At 50.0% G+C, this 15,831-nt stretch carries 16 protein-coding genes; 11 read left to right on the forward strand and 5 right to left on the reverse strand.

The window, feature by feature from the left end; all coding sequences use genetic code 11:
- Positions 1–103: 103 nt before the first annotated feature.
- From MKY82_RS06250 to MKY82_RS06265, 4 genes are read left to right on the forward strand one after another with little or no spacing between them, the layout of a single operon-like run.
- A complete protein-coding gene (locus tag MKY82_RS06250; protein ID WP_233354772.1) occupies positions 104–979 on the forward strand; it encodes an aldolase in 876 nt (291 codons plus the stop codon).
- Complete coding sequence (locus tag MKY82_RS06255) at positions 969–2,132, forward strand: Gfo/Idh/MocA family oxidoreductase (protein ID WP_194541213.1); 1,164 nt, start codon at positions 969–971, stop codon at positions 2,130–2,132. The genes MKY82_RS06250 and MKY82_RS06255 overlap by 11 nt, the downstream gene beginning before the upstream one ends.
- A 2-nt stretch (positions 2,133–2,134) precedes the next feature.
- Complete coding sequence (locus MKY82_RS06260) at positions 2,135–3,352, forward strand: carbohydrate kinase family protein (RefSeq protein ID WP_339295750.1); 1,218 nt, start codon at positions 2,135–2,137, stop codon at positions 3,350–3,352.
- 22 nt (positions 3,353–3,374) lie between these two features.
- Complete coding sequence (locus MKY82_RS06265) at positions 3,375–3,914, forward strand: D-lyxose/D-mannose family sugar isomerase (RefSeq protein WP_194541214.1); 540 nt, start codon at positions 3,375–3,377, stop codon at positions 3,912–3,914.
- 104 nt (positions 3,915–4,018) lie between these two features.
- Here MKY82_RS06265 and MKY82_RS06270 read toward each other — a convergent pair whose 3' ends face one another.
- The gene (locus tag MKY82_RS06270; protein WP_194541215.1) at positions 4,019–5,239 is read right to left on the reverse strand and encodes an L-dopachrome tautomerase-related protein; all 1,221 of its coding nucleotides are present in this window, start codon (positions 5,237–5,239) and stop codon (positions 4,019–4,021) included.
- Positions 5,240–5,363: 124 nt separating this feature from the next.
- Positions 5,364–6,779 (reverse strand): pyruvate kinase, encoded by a 1,416-nt coding sequence (pyk, locus tag MKY82_RS06275; protein WP_194541216.1) that lies wholly within the window; start codon positions 6,777–6,779, stop codon positions 5,364–5,366.
- A 160-nt stretch (positions 6,780–6,939) separates the two neighbouring features.
- Here pyk and MKY82_RS06280 point away from each other — a divergent pair, with 160 nt between their 5' ends.
- Positions 6,940–7,719, forward strand: coding sequence for an AraC family transcriptional regulator (locus MKY82_RS06280; protein ID WP_194541217.1), 780 nt, complete (start codon positions 6,940–6,942; stop codon positions 7,717–7,719).
- A gap of 55 nt (positions 7,720–7,774) precedes the next feature.
- Here the strand turns inward: MKY82_RS06280 and MKY82_RS06285 are convergent, their stop codons facing one another.
- Positions 7,775–8,728, reverse strand: coding sequence for an LCP family protein (locus MKY82_RS06285; protein WP_339295751.1), 954 nt, complete (start codon positions 8,726–8,728; stop codon positions 7,775–7,777).
- 183 nt (positions 8,729–8,911) lie between these two features.
- Here MKY82_RS06285 and MKY82_RS06290 point away from each other — a divergent pair, with 183 nt between their 5' ends.
- From MKY82_RS06290 to MKY82_RS06310, 5 genes are all read left to right on the forward strand, one after another.
- Positions 8,912–9,661 (forward strand): MerR family transcriptional regulator, encoded by a 750-nt coding sequence (locus tag MKY82_RS06290; RefSeq protein WP_339295752.1) that lies wholly within the window; start codon positions 8,912–8,914, stop codon positions 9,659–9,661.
- A 132-nt stretch (positions 9,662–9,793) separates the two neighbouring features.
- Complete coding sequence (locus tag MKY82_RS06295) at positions 9,794–10,870, forward strand: glycosyltransferase (protein ID WP_339295753.1); 1,077 nt, start codon at positions 9,794–9,796, stop codon at positions 10,868–10,870.
- Between the two features lie 167 nt (positions 10,871–11,037).
- Positions 11,038–11,538, forward strand: a complete 501-nt coding sequence (locus tag MKY82_RS06300; protein WP_339295754.1) for a hypothetical protein — start codon at positions 11,038–11,040, stop codon at positions 11,536–11,538.
- 163 nt (positions 11,539–11,701) lie between these two features.
- Entirely contained in the window at positions 11,702–12,553 is an 852-nt protein-coding gene (locus tag MKY82_RS06305) for a manganese catalase family protein (RefSeq protein WP_194541222.1), read from the forward strand.
- 72 nt (positions 12,554–12,625) lie between these two features.
- A complete protein-coding gene (locus MKY82_RS06310) occupies positions 12,626–12,835 on the forward strand; it encodes a general stress protein (RefSeq protein ID WP_009594383.1) in 210 nt (69 codons plus the stop codon).
- A 140-nt stretch (positions 12,836–12,975) separates the two neighbouring features.
- Here MKY82_RS06310 and MKY82_RS06315 read toward each other — a convergent pair whose 3' ends face one another.
- A complete protein-coding gene (locus MKY82_RS06315) occupies positions 12,976–13,314 on the reverse strand; it encodes a helix-turn-helix domain-containing protein (RefSeq protein WP_071221283.1) in 339 nt (112 codons plus the stop codon).
- Positions 13,315–13,474: 160 nt separating this feature from the next.
- On the opposite strand from MKY82_RS06315, the gene MKY82_RS06320 reads away from it, so the two are divergent.
- Complete coding sequence (locus MKY82_RS06320) at positions 13,475–14,413, forward strand: aldo/keto reductase family protein (protein ID WP_113060697.1); 939 nt, start codon at positions 13,475–13,477, stop codon at positions 14,411–14,413.
- A gap of 215 nt (positions 14,414–14,628) precedes the next feature.
- On the opposite strand, the gene MKY82_RS06325 is transcribed toward MKY82_RS06320, so the two are convergent.
- Entirely contained in the window at positions 14,629–15,603 is a 975-nt protein-coding gene (locus MKY82_RS06325; RefSeq protein ID WP_339295755.1) for an aldo/keto reductase, read from the reverse strand.
- Positions 15,604–15,831 lie beyond the last annotated feature (228 nt).

Genomic DNA, 15,831 nt, shown 5'->3' on the forward strand with positions numbered 1-15,831 from the left:
CAAGCAACGGAAATGGGAGAAACGAAAGCTCCACCCAGAAATGACAGCACTTAAAGCACTTTATGAAAAAGAACTAGACCTGTTTAAGGTTGTGAAGAAATAAATGAATTGGAGATGGGTGACCATGAGGGCAGATGCAAGGTTACGAAGAATGTTCAGTGAGGCGGGTAAGTGTTTTGACGTAGCCATCGATCACGGTTTTTTTAATGAGTATTCCTTTTTGCAATCCATAGAAAACATGAAACAAGCGGTCGAAACCGTCGTAAAAGCCAACCCGGATTGTATTCAGCTTAGCCTTGGCCAATCCAAGCTGCTGCAGCATATTCCTGGTAAATGCAAACCTGGCTTGGTTCTGCGTACCGATGCAGCAAATATCTATGGTCCAGAATTACCTCATTATTTATTTAGCCAAGTAATAGATCATGCCGTCGAGCATGCGGTTCGAATGGATGCTGTAGCTGTATGTGTGAATTTGCTTCTTCTACCGAATCAACCAGAGCTGCATTACCAATGTGTGAAAAATGTCATGAAGTTAAAAACGGATTGTGAACGCTACGGTATGGTCCTCATGGTGGAGCCGCTTGTGATGCTGCCTAATGAAGCGAAAGGAGGCTACATGGTAGACGGTGATATTGAGAAAATCATTCCCCTTGTCAGACAGGCCGTTGAGCTTGGGGGCGATGTAATCAAAGCGGATCCATGCGATAACATCCTGGAGTACCATCGGGTTATAGAGACTGCCTCTGGAGTACCCGTGCTTGTTCGGGGAGGCGGCCGAGCCTCCGATGAAGAGATTGTGAACCGTACCGTGAGTTTGATGGATCAAGGAGCATCCGGCATTGTATATGGGAGGAACGTGATCCAGCATCCCCATCCAGCACGTATGACGCAGGCCTTAATGGAAATTGTGCACAGAGGCTGCAGCGCAGAGATGGCCCTTGCGATCTTAAACGGGGAGGACATGGCGGATGAGGCATAAAAAAACCATTCGTTTCGGTGTCATCGGATGCGGCCTCATGGGAAAAGAGTTTGCCAGTGCTGCTGCCAGATGGTGCCATCTGACCGATGTCGATTTTATACCGTCCATTACCGCCGTTTGTGATGCAAACCGAGCAGCCACGGCCTGGTTTGAACAAGAGATCCCCAGCGTTAAACATTCGTATACCGATTACAAAGAACTGTTAACAGACCCGCAGGTAGACGCCGTTTATTGTGCCGTACCGCATCATTTGCATGCACAAATATATACCGATATTATCCGAGCGGGAAAACATCTGCTTGGAGAGAAACCGTTTGGAATCGACCGGGAAGCGAATCTCGCGATCCGTACAGCATTAGATGAGAACCCGTCTGTCCTCGTGCGTTGTTCTTCGGAATTCCCTTTTTTTCCGGGTGCCCTGCAAATCTCCCAGTGGGTGCAAGAAGAGAAATTTGGAAAGATCATTGAAGTTGAAGCAGGCTTTTGGCATTCGAGCGATCTCGATCCTAATAAACCGATGAATTGGAAGCGAAGAATCTCCGCTAATGGCGAATATGGATGTATGGGTGATCTTGGAATGCATGTACTGCACCTGCCCATGAGATTCGGCTGGTATCCGCAGAATGTAAGAGCGTTGTTGAGGAACGTGATAGAAGAGCGGCCAGATGGTAAGGGGGGGATGGAGCCTTGCGAGACATGGGACAATGCGATTCTGGCCTGCGACGTACAAACATCGCTTCAACGCTTTCCTATGCTGCTTTCGACTAAACGAATAGCTCCCGGTCATGCGAACACATGGTTTATCCGTATCCAAGGGACGGCGATGTCCGCTGAATTCACGACGAAAAATCCGAAGCAGGTATCCTGGCTTCCGTATGAGCCAGGCGGAAGCCAGGCATGGCATGTCATGGATGCGCCTTACAAATCCGCTTACTCGACCATCACAGGAGGGATATTTGAGTTTGGGTTCTCGGATTCCATCCTCCAGATGTGGGCGGCTTTCTGCGATGAACTGGTTAACGGATCGGACGGCATGCTCCAACCTTTCCGATGCGCAACGCCTGAGGAAGCGGAAGGGAGCCATCGGGTGTTTACGGCTGCATTGGAATCGAATCGATCCGGTAACACCATTCCGATCCCGTGGAGGGCGTAAAATTGATTGAAAAACATTCTCTTCCTTATCATGTCATTGTTGGTGGTCATATTTGCCTTGATATTATCCCCTCCATTCAAGACGGACCATTTCATATGGTGCCGGGGAAGTTATTAAACGTCGGAGAGGCGATGCTGGCTACCGGTGGAGCGGTTGCCAATACAGGTATTGCGCTTCATCGGCTTGGTATGCCCGTACGGCTCATGGGCAAGGTGGGTACCGATATTTTCGGCGAAGTGATCCTCTCCTTGATTCGCAGAGAGCATGAATCGTTAGCAGAAGGCATGATCGTATCAGAGGGAGAATCGAGCTCCTATACAATCGTTTTGAGTCCACTGAAGGTGGATCGAATGTTCCTTCACTGTACAGGCGCCAACGATACATTCGGAGCTGAAGATGTCAGTAAGCGTACATTGGAAGAAGCGGGTTTATTCCATTTCGGTTATCCCCCCCTGATGAGGCGCATGTATGAGCAAGGGGGCTGCGAGCTGGCAGCCTTGATGCAGCGGGCGAAAGCAGCAGGTATCACGACATCGCTGGATATGGCGAAACCCGATGCGAACTCATTGGCCGGACATGTTGATTGGAGGGAAGTGTTGCGAAATGTGCTTCCCTCCGTGGATTTATTTTTGCCAAGCGTGGAAGAAATCCTATATATGCTTCACAAAAAGCGCTATGAGGAAATGGTCGAAAAATACGGAAGCGAGCATATCATGGACCGGATCGGTCCCGATCTGCTGCAGGAGCTTTCCGCTGAATTACTTGGCATGGGGGCCGCAGTAGTCGTGCTTAAGCTTGGCGAGCATGGTCTATATATGCGCAGTACGGCTGAATCAGCCCGGCTGGAGAACATGGGGCGTTATCGCCCTGAACGTTTAACAGATTGGTTAGGGAGGGAACTTCTGGTTCCTTGCTTCATAGTAGAGACAGCGGGGACAACGGGAGCTGGAGACTGTACGATTGCAGGCTTTTTGTCCGCATTCATGCAGGGAATGACGCCGGAAGAGTCGCTGATTATGGCTGTCGGCACGGGGGCGTGTAATGTCGAACGACCGGATGCGACAAGTGGAATCCCGACATGGGAGGAAGTTGCATCCCGAATTGACTCAGGCTGGCAGCAGCATGTATCAAAGATAGCACGTTCGGGATACCATCCCAAAGTGCATGGAGCGGCGTCAGTGTTTCATGGGAATGGAGACACAATACGCGTGAATGATTGACGTCAAAGGAGGCGAAATGTTAATGCTGACTCACAGTCAAGTGAAGGCCGCGCAGAAACGTACGGCGGAAATTCTTCATAACGCCGGAATCATCCTGTCGCCAGACGAGATGAACGAGATTGAGGTGGCTTCCTTCGGATTGAATGATCTTGAGACGCAGGGTTTAGAGCTCATTACTTACATTAATACCGATCGATACTGCGCGAAAGAGCTTGTGTTATTCCCAAGCCAAACCTGTCCCGAGCATAAGCATCCTCCAGTGGGAGAAGACCCAGGTAAGATGGAAACGTTCCGCTGCAGAGCAGGAAGGGTATATCTTTACGTCGAGGGGGAACCCTCTGCTCCGATCCAAGCGCTAGTACCGCCAAAGAGTAAGGATTACTATTCCGTATTTCAGGAAATCGAACTGACACCTGGGCAGCAATACACCATTCCGCCAGACACACTGCATTGGTTTCAGGCAGGAGAGGAAGGTGCGGTCATATCGGAGTTCTCCAGCACGAGTCGTGATGAATATGATATTTTTACCGATCCTAATATTTGCCGGGTGCCTAAAAAATAGTTGAATGACTAAATCTGCTCATGCAGAAGTTTAAAATTCGTATAACAAAAGGGTTAGGCAGAGGGCATGAGTGCCCGATCTGCCTAACCCTTTTTTCACAACCCTCATCCACCATATAAGTACGACTTTACGTCCCGCCCGATGTAGGCTCTCCATACAATCAGATTGTAAGGATCATCCCAGTCGATGTTCTGCGGCTCCTCGAACATGCGGTGCAGGCGGTTGTTGTTGAAGATGATCGAGCCGCGCTGATCAAAAGCCACCCCGTCTACCCACAGCATTCTGTCGTCGGACAGCAGCTTGTTGAACGAGCGTGTGTACGGTGAATAGTAACCGATTCCCTTGCCTTCGAGCATGGTGTAGAATACACGGCCTTGATTGTCGGCATGCATGCCGTCGGTTGTCGTTCCCTTGCTGCCCAGGGTCTGAACGGAGTCCCGGATGATCGAATCGGGAATATCGAAATTTCGCAGAAGCCGCGTATCGACAGCGTACAGATTGCGCCCCGTTACCTGGCAGTAGAATAGAGTTCCGCGATCCGCGGACAGAGCTATGCCATCGGCGCCGATCCGAATCGGCTTGTTGCGGTATACCGGCTCGGTATCGATCTCAAACCGGAAACGGGGGACGTCCTGCGTGCTGTAATGACTGTCGAGGACGCGCCGAAATTTCTTCGTTCTCATATTGTAGACGATGATTCCGCCATACAGCGGATGGTCCGGCCAGCCGGAGCCCGAATCGGTAATATAGGCATAACCGTTGCGGTTATCCACCACGATGTCGTTCAGGAACGATGTTCGGGGCGGGGCAATATCGTCCGGAATGACAATAGAGTCGAGCAGGCGGTTCGCGCTCAGATCCCAGATGAGCAGCTTTTGCGAGCCTACGGGCGAGGTATCGTATGCGATTTTTCCTTGATCCAGAATCCACATCCGATGATGTTCATCAATCTCGTAGCCAAGGACGGATTGCAGCACCCGAACATCCCCCGGCGTATTCCACTCCCAGCTTGGAAAAGCCTCCAGTACGGGCTTGCCGTCCACCATCGCAATGGTATTCAGCGTAGCGGGAACCCCTTCAGCCCAGCGCGGAACCGATACATAGAAGCGTCCCTGCCGGTCTACCTTGACGCCTGCAGGCATGCAGTGCTTCCAATCCTGGCGCTCCTCGAATCGCTGCTTCATCGCGAGAGTCGGGAAGTTCCAGTCCAGGCGGCTCCAGTGAAAGAGCATCTGGTACGGACTTGTATAGCTATGGGTCTGTTTACAATGAGGGACAGTAGGCTGCTGCCACTGGCCCTCCATTGAATGATGCGGTACAACCATTTCAAGACCTCCCATAGGCAGTGCAGATCATCTTTCGCGCTTATTCCTCTAAGTTAGTTATATGCCCAGAGGGATGGATTGGCGCCGATTAAATCACCGGGAGGTCTTTTTAGGAAAATACAAGTTACACTTGCAGAATCTTAATCAGATTCGTGTTACCGGATTGACCTATCGGCACGCCGGCAGACAATACGATAATGTCGCCTTTTTCGATGTAGCCTGTCTTGATGGCATTACGGGTCGCGGATTCGAACATTTCGTCCGTCGTTGTGACTTTGTCGCCTTTTACCGGAATGACACCGGAGAGCAAGCAGATCTTGGCCAGCACTTCTTCATGCTGCGTGACCGCGATAATCGGTGCCTTCGGACGGTATTTCGAAATCATCCGCGCCGTAAATCCGCTCTCCGTTGCCGTAATGATCGCTTTGGCATTCAGCACGAGGGAGGAGCTAACCGCACCCTGGCTAATAACCTCGGTAATATCGGCTACCTGCTGTCTGGATTTGAAAGCGAATTGGTCTTTATAATCGATCATCGTCTCGGCGCGGCGGGCGACTGCCGCCATCGTGCGCACGGATTCTACCGGATATTTGCCGGCAGCGGATTCGCCCGAGAGCATGACCACGTCAGCGCCCTGGATCACCGCGTTAGCCACGTCGCTCACCTCGGAGCGGGTTGGACGGGGATTGACCTGCATCGATTCCAGCATGTGCGTTGCCACGATAACCGGTTTGCCTGCCAGGTTGCATTTATCGATCATTTCTTTTTGCATCATAGGCACTTCTTCGATTGGTACTTCGACGCCAAGGTCTCCGCGGGCAACCATGATTCCGTCGGATGCTTCAATGATGTCGTCCAGGTTCTCCATGCCCTCTCCGTTTTCAATCTTGGAGATGATCTGTACATGCTCCGCGCCGCGTTCTTTCAGGATGCTGCGGATTTCGCGGATGTTGTCGCCATGACGCACGAAAGAAGCGGCAATGATCTCAATGTCGTTCTCCAGGCCGAAGCCGATATGCATGACGTCACGCTCGGTGACGCCGGGAAGCGTCGTTTTGATCCCAGGGAGGTTGACGCCTTTACGTGGTTTGAGCACCCCGCCGCTGATGATTTTGCAAAGAATGTCCGGTCCGTCGACGCGGAGAACGTTCAGGTCCACGAGGCCGTCATCGATCAAGATGCGGTCTCCCGGTTTAACCACTAGATTCAGCTCGGCATAATTGACCGAGATGCGCTGGGCATCGCCAAGAATTTCTTCGGTAGTCAGGATCAGCTCCTCACCTGGTTTCAGAAGGCAGGAAGCCTCCTTCAGCTTGCCGATCCGTACTTCAGGTCCTTTAATGTCCATCATGATCGGAACATACGTGTTTAATTCGGCTGCGGCCCGGCGAACATTCCGGATCCGGGTGACGTGATCCTCCAGCTCACCATGAGCCATATTCAAACGGGCAACGGTCATTCCCTCCTGAATCATGTTCTTCAACAGCTCAATGGAATCGCACGCGGGTCCCATCGTACAAATGATTTTAGTTTTTAGCATGGCTGTTTGTTCCTCCTTTGTATTTGTTCTCTTCTGCTTTTATACAGCATTTCGACTTCATTCAAACTTCCCTAATGATCACATTGTAGCCTGTCTTGTCGAATCATGATATGAACTATAGTACAATAGATGGATTATAGTATCGCAGTTGAGGTGAGTTATGGTCACTCCGATAGAAATAAGGCAAATTAGCGGTGTCGATTGGTATGAAGAAGCTGATCATGAGCAAAGAGCATGGCGCTTAAGCCTTGTGACATATGGAAAATGTGTATATTGGGTGAATGGCGATAAGCAAATTATGGAGAAAGGGGAATTGCTGCTTATTCCAGCCGGCGTTTCGTATTATGGCAAAAGCATCCCTACCGTGACGCACACGCAAATCGTCGTACAATGGACGGAAGGCGCCTCGACGGACTTATCCGTGCTGGATCGGAAAGAAGCCTTGAAGTTTAAACCGGGTGTTTATGAGTTAATCCGCGAACGGTTGAAGGTGATCCATCAGCAGTGGCAGGAACGCCCATCTTATTATGTCTTGATGATCGAAGCATTATTGACAGAAGTGTTGATTTATATCAGCCGTGAGCTGGACAAGGGCGTCATCACGCCGGAGAAGCACTTGCACGTGGACCGGATGAAGTCTTATATCGAGCGGCATTACCGTGAGAAAATAACGAAAGAGGAGCTGGGCGATGTCATCGGCAAAACCCCCAATTACGCAGCGGTACTCTTTAAAAGCGTTACAGGGCAGACCATCAGCCAGTACGTGCACGCTCAGCGAATCAAACGGGCAGTGTATTTGTTAACGGAATCGCAGCTGACGGTACAGGAGATTGCCGTATTTCTCGGATATCAGGACCTCTCCTACTTCTATAGAATCTATAAACGAGTCACGGGCACCGCTCCATCAGATTTATTGCATGAGCGTCCACGAACGATATAGGAGATTTAACGCAAAAAAAGAGGGCTATCTATGCCCTCTTTCGATGATCGCTATTTTATCCGGCGTCATTTTCGAATAACTGCTTCACATACTGCTGCAATTTGTTTTTATCTACGCCGAGCACCTGTGCCCGACCGACCTTCTCGTTGGTCAGCAGCGAGAATGGGGGGAGCTGCTGCTGGTCGATTTTATCCAGATTCACATCAAAACCCAGAGCCATCAGCTTCAGCATTTCTTTAGGGCTTAGATCGGTTTCGATGTATGGTGCAATTGAATCCAGGATGCCGGGAAGCTTAATTAATGAGCCCGTGGTCTGCATCTTCTTGGCGACTTCCGTCATGAGAATCCGCTGCCGTTCCGTACGGGCAAAATCGGACCTCGCATCGTGCCGAAACCGGACGTATTGCAGCGCCATCTTGCCGTCGAGATGCTGCAGTCCTTGTTTTAAATCGATGTCGTACATATGCTTGTCGGCTTTACTTGTGTAATACATGTCTTTCTCCACCTCGATGTCGACTCCGTCAATGGCGTCGACCAGGGCTATGAAGCCGACAAAATCGGTGTAAACATATTTATGTATGGGCAGGTCCAGCAGATTGCTGATGGTTTGTCTCGTCAGCTCGATTCCGCCGTAAGCAAATGCCGAATTCAGTCGTCCTTTGCCATGGCCGGGGATGTCCACATAGGTGTCCCGCAAAATCGAGAATAAATGGGCTCTTTTCGTCACAGGATCGATGGAAGCCACCAGCATGGTGTCGGATCTGCCGGCATCGTCTCCCCGGGAGTCTCCTCCAATCAGAAGAATATTGATGCGTTCCTTACCCTCCCACTTGGGTATTTCAATGATTTCTTCCGTTGCGGCACCCGAAGCTTCCACTGGCTTCGCCGGATTCGAAGCGGTCGAAATTTGGTTTGAGAACTGAATGATAGCGTAGGTATAGTACGAGATAATCCCCAAAATTCCAACAGATACTAAGAGCATGGTGTATTTTAACCATTTCCTTTTCATAGTTCCTATACATCCTTTCTGTTTACTACTGCATAATGGACCATTCTAGCAAAATAATGAGCAAAAATCATATTTTCCCGCAGGAAACGATTCTCAAGTGGCAACAAACCTTAGATAAATAACGTGTTTGACTCTCCTCCAAGGGGAGGCCTTAGACTGGAAGTCGAAGGAGGGAACAGCATAATGTTATACACGGTAAAAGAGGTTTCGGAGCTGTCCGGGGTGACCATTAAAACGCTGCATCATTATCATAAAATCGGTTTGCTTCTGCCGGCCGAGATCAGCGAAGCGGGTTATCGCTTGTACGGTGCAGCCGAACTGGAGCGATTGCAGCACATTCTGTTTTACAGGGAAATGGATTTTCCGCTGGAACAAATCAAGGTGCTGATGGAGGAAACTCCTGAACGGCGGCAGATGCTGTTACAACAGGAGAAGTTGCTGATGGACCGCGCGGATCGATTGAATGCGATTCTGAAAACCTTAAGAATATCCATAACCAGTACGGAGGAGGGCAAGCGCATGAAGCCTCAGGAATTGTTCAAAGGTTTTGAGAGCGAAGAAGAATGGGAGGCAGCTTTAACGGAGCAGAATGAACACCTGAAAGAGCAGTATGATATGGATTTGCTCGAGGGTGAGCCCGTCGATGTTCCAAGCATGAACGAGCAGGCAAGGGAAGCGGCTGCCTTTATGGCAGGCATGGCAAACGCATTGAAAACGGGGATCAAGCACGATGATGCGCGAGTAAGAGATTCGATTCGCGATCATCTGCAGTTTATGAATGAGCAGGGTCACGCCTTTACGGCTGCGGATTTTGCGGGTCAAACGAAGTTTTTCCTGAATGACGACTTTCATCTCCGGATGCTGGAAGAGCAGCAGACGGGGCTGGCTTATTATCTGCATGCGGCTGCGGAGGCGTACGCACAACAGACATAATACAGACCGTTCTCCATCGATCAAGACCGCCGAAATCGCGGTCTTTTTTGCTATGTCTATGATTTATTGTCCAAACCTCGCGAGATGGCATTCCATATGATGTCTGGGAGACAAGTTTATGGGGGGCTGGACATGATCACGATTAGTTTGTGCTTGATTGTAAAGAACGAGGAGCAAGTGTTGGATCGGTGCTTAAACTCCGTTAAGGATGTCGTTGACGAAATTGTCGTCGTAGATACGGGGTCATCGGACCATACGCTCGGAATTGCAGCCAAATATGAGGCTCGAATCTTTCATTTTGATTGGATCGACGATTTTTCCGCTGCAAGGAACTATTCGTTCTCTCATGCGACGAAGGAGTATATCTTATGGCTGGATGCAGATGATTGGCTGCAGCCGGCCGATCTGGAAAGGTTCAAGGCACTCAAACAAAATTTGGACCCGGCGGTGGACTCCGTATGCATGGATTACTACCTTGCCTTCGATCCGTTGGGGAAGCCCACGGCGGTTGTTAAAAGAAACCGGCTGGTGAAGCGTTCTAGGCATTTTCAATGGCGTGATCCGGTGCATGAGCATTTAGAGGTTGAGGGAAATATCATGTTATCCGACATTGCCGTTAGTCATGGACGCGTACACACGGACTCCGGACGGAATTTGCGTATTTATGAGGCCCATCTTGCGAAGGGAGGCACCCTCTCCAAGCGCCAGTTGCTGCATTATGCAATGGAATTGTCTGCGAGCGCCTATTATGACAAGGCCATTGAAATATATGAAACGATTATTCATGATCCGGTCAGCTATTTTGAGGAAAAACTGGATGCGTGTGATCGCATGGCGCATTGTTACCACGAGCTGGGACAAAAAGAACAAGAACTGCAATCCCTGTTAAAGACGTTTAATTATGACGTGCCGCGGGCCGATTATGTATGCCGGATCGCGTACTATTTCCAAGAGCTCAACGATTATGAAAAAGCGGTTCACTGGTACGAATTGGCGCTCAAGCTGGAGATGCCAGAGGGTCGATTATACGGCGTTAATCAAGCGGCCTGGACATGGTTTCCCCATTTGCAGCTGACGTATTGTTACGGAAAACTAGGTCAGCTGGAGCAGGCTTATGAACATAATGAAAGGGCCCTTTCTTACGCTCCGGATGATCCGGACATCCTATACAACAAGCAATTGCTGGAGGAGAAGCTCCGCTTCAAGTGATATGCGCCTCAAACCGCCGCCCTGTCGTTCTGTCATGTCGGAGTACTGGATCGTGCCTTTTTTATGTCGTTTGGGTATATACCGTTTCTGCCAAATCTATGAATCGATATACTACTATGAAACTAGTTTCGTAGAGAATATGGATAGAACGACAGGAGGAGAGTGAAATGGCGTTCAAACGATCAGGGTCCAGAAAGCTTGTCTACAAGAAAACGCTCAGTAAGCATACCGCATCCAAGAAGAAGCGTGTCGGCAAAATAAGAAAATCCGCGTTTAGAGCAGTCTCCGGCATCGACCAAGAAATCAATGACGGCGTATTCAGCAAAGTCCAATACCAAGTTGAAGAACTGGATCTCAACAATGAGTACAATTCATCCACATCGACCTTCACTCCTAAGCAAAGAGGTATCTACTCCCTGTTGGCCAGCGTTTCTTTTACAACGATCACGCTTACGCCTGTTCGAATGGATTTGGAGATTCGGGTTAACGGCGTCCCGAGAATATCGGAGGAAGAAAACTTTGAGCCGAGAACAGGGAAAATTGATGCCGCCGGACTGATACCATTAATGGCTCGCGATCGAGTGGAGGTATTTGCAAGGGCAACCGGAGAAAACGGCACAATTCTCAGCGGATTCGCTACCCGGTTTGAAGGGGTCCGTATCAATTGATATAGCAGTATAGATTGATGATTCAGCCGCGCGGGTCGCGGCTGTTATCATGTTAACGGTACATAGAAGCTGGGAACATTATGAGTTACCGCTGTTTAATATCGATCGGACCGGGTAAAAAATAATCGGACTTACCATGACGCATACGAGGAGGACGATATGGATGTTTATTCACATGAAAGAACTTCAGTTCCGGGCCAAACCTGAGAAGCCGGATCCGGTATACGCGAGAAAGCTTCAAGAGGTGCTGGGTGGCCAGTATGGTGAAATGTCCGTCATGATGCAGTATCTCTTCCAAGGATTTAACTGCCGGGCAGACCGGAAGTATCGGGATATGCTGCTGGATATCGGGACCGAGGAGATTGGCCATGTCGAGATGTTGAGCACGATGATAGCCCAGCTTCTTGACGGCGCTCCTGCGGATCAAGTCGATGAAGCGGCGAAGGACCCGATGATTGCCGCCGCACTCGGAGGCATGAATCCTCAGCATGCAATCGTATCGGGACTCGGGGCAACCCCGACGGACAGCAACGGATATCCATGGAACAGTAAGTACATCATAGCGAGCGGAAATCTGCTGGCTGACTTCCGTGCGAATCTGAATGCCGAATCGCAAGGTCTGCTTCAGGTCGTCCGTTTGTATGAGCAGACGACGGATCCTGGCGTTCGGGACATGCTGTCCTTCATGATAGCTCGTGATATCATGCACCAGAACCAGTGGCTGGCCGCGATTGAAGAGATCGAGGCCATTGAAGGTCCAATTGCTCCTGCTTCGTTTCCGCGCGAACGCAGCGTAGAAGAAGCTACACGCCAATTCATGAATTTTTCGGTTGGGGAGGAGAGCAGTGCGGGACGCTGGGCGAACGGACCGCTGCCGGACGGTACCGGCGATTTCGAATATGTGGCTAATCCGACAGCCTACGGCGACGCACCCGTATTAAATCCTCCGGCAAAACACCAGCATTCTACGCTTGGCACAGGTCCATATGTGGTGAATGAAGGATTTGAAAAGTAATGTTTAATTGTTTACGGATGGGTTAAATACATGACATAGCAGCAACAAAAAACAACTTAGGAGTGATGAACAATGGCTAACAACAACGGCAACAAAATGAGCAGAGAAGAAGCGGGACGCAAAGGCGGCGAAGCAACGGCCAAGAATCACGACAAGGAGTTTTATCAGGAAATCGGCCGTAAAGGCGGAGAAGCCACATCAGAGTCCCATGATAAGGATTTCTATGAGGAAATTGGCCGCAAGGGCGGAGAATCCCGCGGCAATCAAAACAATAACGATTAAATGTAATCTACAAATCAAAAAAATAGCAAGCTTAAAAAAGCAGCGGCGGTTCCGGTTAAACGGAATCCGTCGCTGCTTTATTTTTGTGCTGATCGCTGGTTCCAAGCACGGTTGCAAAGATACATCAAGCCAATTTGAAGTCAAGTCCACCGCGCAGCCCACAGCTTCATTTCCTTGCAGATGACATGCAGGTCCATGCCTTTCGGCGTCAGCGTGTATTCCACCGTAACCGGAACGGTAGGGAATACTTCGCGTTCAAGAACGCCCTGCTCTTCCAGATGGCGGAGCGTCGTGGTCAGTGCCCGCGGGCTGACATTCGGGATTTGCCGCTGCAGCTCGCCAAAACGCTTCGTGCCGCCAAAGAGCTCGCGGATGACGAGAAATGCCCATTTTCCGCCTAAGACCAACAGTGTTTTTTCGATATTACATTCGATATGTTCGGGTGTTTTCGGTATGTAACTGCTCGATTTATTTCCCATATGGGTAGGCTCCTTCCGGTATTCTATTAACTATACTCAAGTATATCAACTATCCTCTCTATAATATAGTGAAGAACATTTCACTTCTTCCCTGGGAGTAGGAACTACATTAGAATAGAAAATGCAGCATCCAAGTTATTCGATTGAAGGAGGAATTGCCATGAAATACAGAAGATTAGGACGCACAGGTCTCAAGGTTAGTGAGATCAGCTTGGGAAGCTGGCTTACATACGGTGGTTATGTGGAGCGCGAGAACGCGGTAAACGCAATTAAAACGGCTTATGATCTGGGCATTAACTTTTTTGATACGGCGAATGTATATGAAAAAGGTGCAGCCGAAGTGTTGGTTGGCGAAACCCTGAAAGCGTATCCGCGCGAGTCTTACGTGCTGGCGACCAAGGCTTTTTGGCCCATGGGCGATGGCCCGAACGATCGCGGCTTGTCCCGCAAACATATTATGGAGCAGGCACATGCCAGCTTGAAGCGGCTTAACCATGATTACGTGGATATTTTCTACTGCCATCGACATGACCCGGAAACGCCGCTTGACGAGACGCTCCGCGCGATCGACGACCTTGTTCGCCAGGGCAAGGTGCTTTATGTCGGCGTCAGCGAGTGGCAGGCATCGCAAATCGCGGAGGCATTGACGGTAGCGGATCGTTACTTGCTCGACCGCATCGTGGTCAATCAACCCATCTACAATATGTTTGAACGTTATATTGAAAAGGAAATCATTCCGCTCAGCGAGCGTTCCGGCATTGGGCAGGTCGTATTTTCCCCGCTGGCGCAAGGCTTGCTAACAGGCAAGTATACTTCGGCTTCCGATATTCCAGAGGGTAGCCGTGCCGCGAAGCTGGAGTGGATGCGCAAAGGCATTACCGAGGAGAAAATCGCGAAGGTTCGCGAGCTGGAGAAGATTGCGGGTGAGCTTGAAGTGTCGGTGGGCAATCTGGCACTTGCCTGGATTCTGCGCCAGCCGAACGTAGCCAGTGCGCTTGTCGGCGCAAGTCGTCCGGAGCAGGTAACCGAGAACGTGAAGGCATCCGGCATTGAGCTCAGCGAAGATGTTCAAACTCGTATTGAAGAGATTTTGAAATAGAGCAGTAAATCGGCTAAGAATTAAGACGTATATCGCATGGATTCTTGGGAGTAAGAGAATTCGAGCCTCCCTCTATCTGCGGATGCTTTTAGCATCAGGGATGATTGATGATGTACCATCTAAATAAAGGCTTCTACTATTGAAGAAAAAAAGAGCTGTGCAGGGGAATCCATGAGTCCCTGGCGCAGCTCTTTACTATTTAGATTAAACGCTGTTTACCCCAGTCGATAAGTCGCGAACGGCTTGGCATAAACAAAGTCGTCGCTGATTTCATCCAGGCTGGAGCCTAGTGCCTCATCGATCTCAATCTCCAGGCTCTTCAAGTTATCGTCCAGCTGCTCGGTTTTCGTAGCTCCGACAATGACAGTGGAGACAACAGGACGATTCATCAGCCAGGCCAGGGATAGGGCGCTTGGAGAATGACCATGCTCTGCAGCCAACTGGCTGACCTGCTGCCCAAGCTTCAGATTGCGATCTTCCAGGAAGCGATTGAAGTTCGGGTCCGTCTCCGCACGGGAGCCGGAAGGCGTGCTGGCGCCTTGACCGTATTTACCGGTGAGAATGCCCCCGGCCAGCGGGAAATATGGGATGATGCCAACGCCCTGATCGACGCAGAGGGGAACAAGCTCCAGCTCCGGCGTACGGTCGGCAAGGGAATAACTCGTTTGGGTGGATACATACCGGGCGTATCCGCGAAGCTCGCTGATCCCGAGCGCCTTCATAATTTCCCAGGCGGCATAGTTGGAAGCGCCGATATATCGGACCTTGCCCGACGATACCATATCATCCAGCGTGCGTAAGGTTTCCTCGAGGGGAGTATTCGGATCAAACGTATGAATCTGATACAGGTCCACATAATCGGTTTTTAGCCGCTTTAAGCTGTCCTCCAGTTCTTGCTGCAGATGATAGCGGGAAGAACCGCGTTCGTTCGGCCCTTGGCCGCTTACGAGCCCGGCTTTCGTGGCTAATACGACGTTATGGCGTTTGCCGGCGAGCGCCTCTCCGATGATGCGCTCGGATTCCGAGCCTGCATAAATATTAGCGGTATCGATGAAATTGATGCCGTGGTCCAGTGCATGGTCAATGATGCGGGCGGATGTCCCTTGATCAGCCCTTTTGCCAAAAGCGTTCGTGCCCAGACCGAGCTGCGAAACCTTCAGTCCGCTGTTGCCAAGACGGCGGTAGTTCATCTTGATCCACTCCTTTATGTATTGATTTTCCTATAGTATAAACATGATTCCGGAATCGGTTCAAATGAATCGAACGCAAAAGAATGATATAGATGTAAGATTGTTATATCTTATAGCCTAATCGAAAGCGGTATGTACGCAAATACTAAAGGTCGTGTGAATGCCTTAGGACTCCTTGCGATAGGCTCAATATTACGATAGGATAGTTACGAACCATTTGGAAGGGGG

Source organism: Paenibacillus sp. FSL W7-1279 (assembly GCF_037969845.1).
In the GTDB taxonomy this organism is placed as follows: Bacteria; Bacillota; Bacilli; order Paenibacillales; family Paenibacillaceae; genus Paenibacillus_AQ.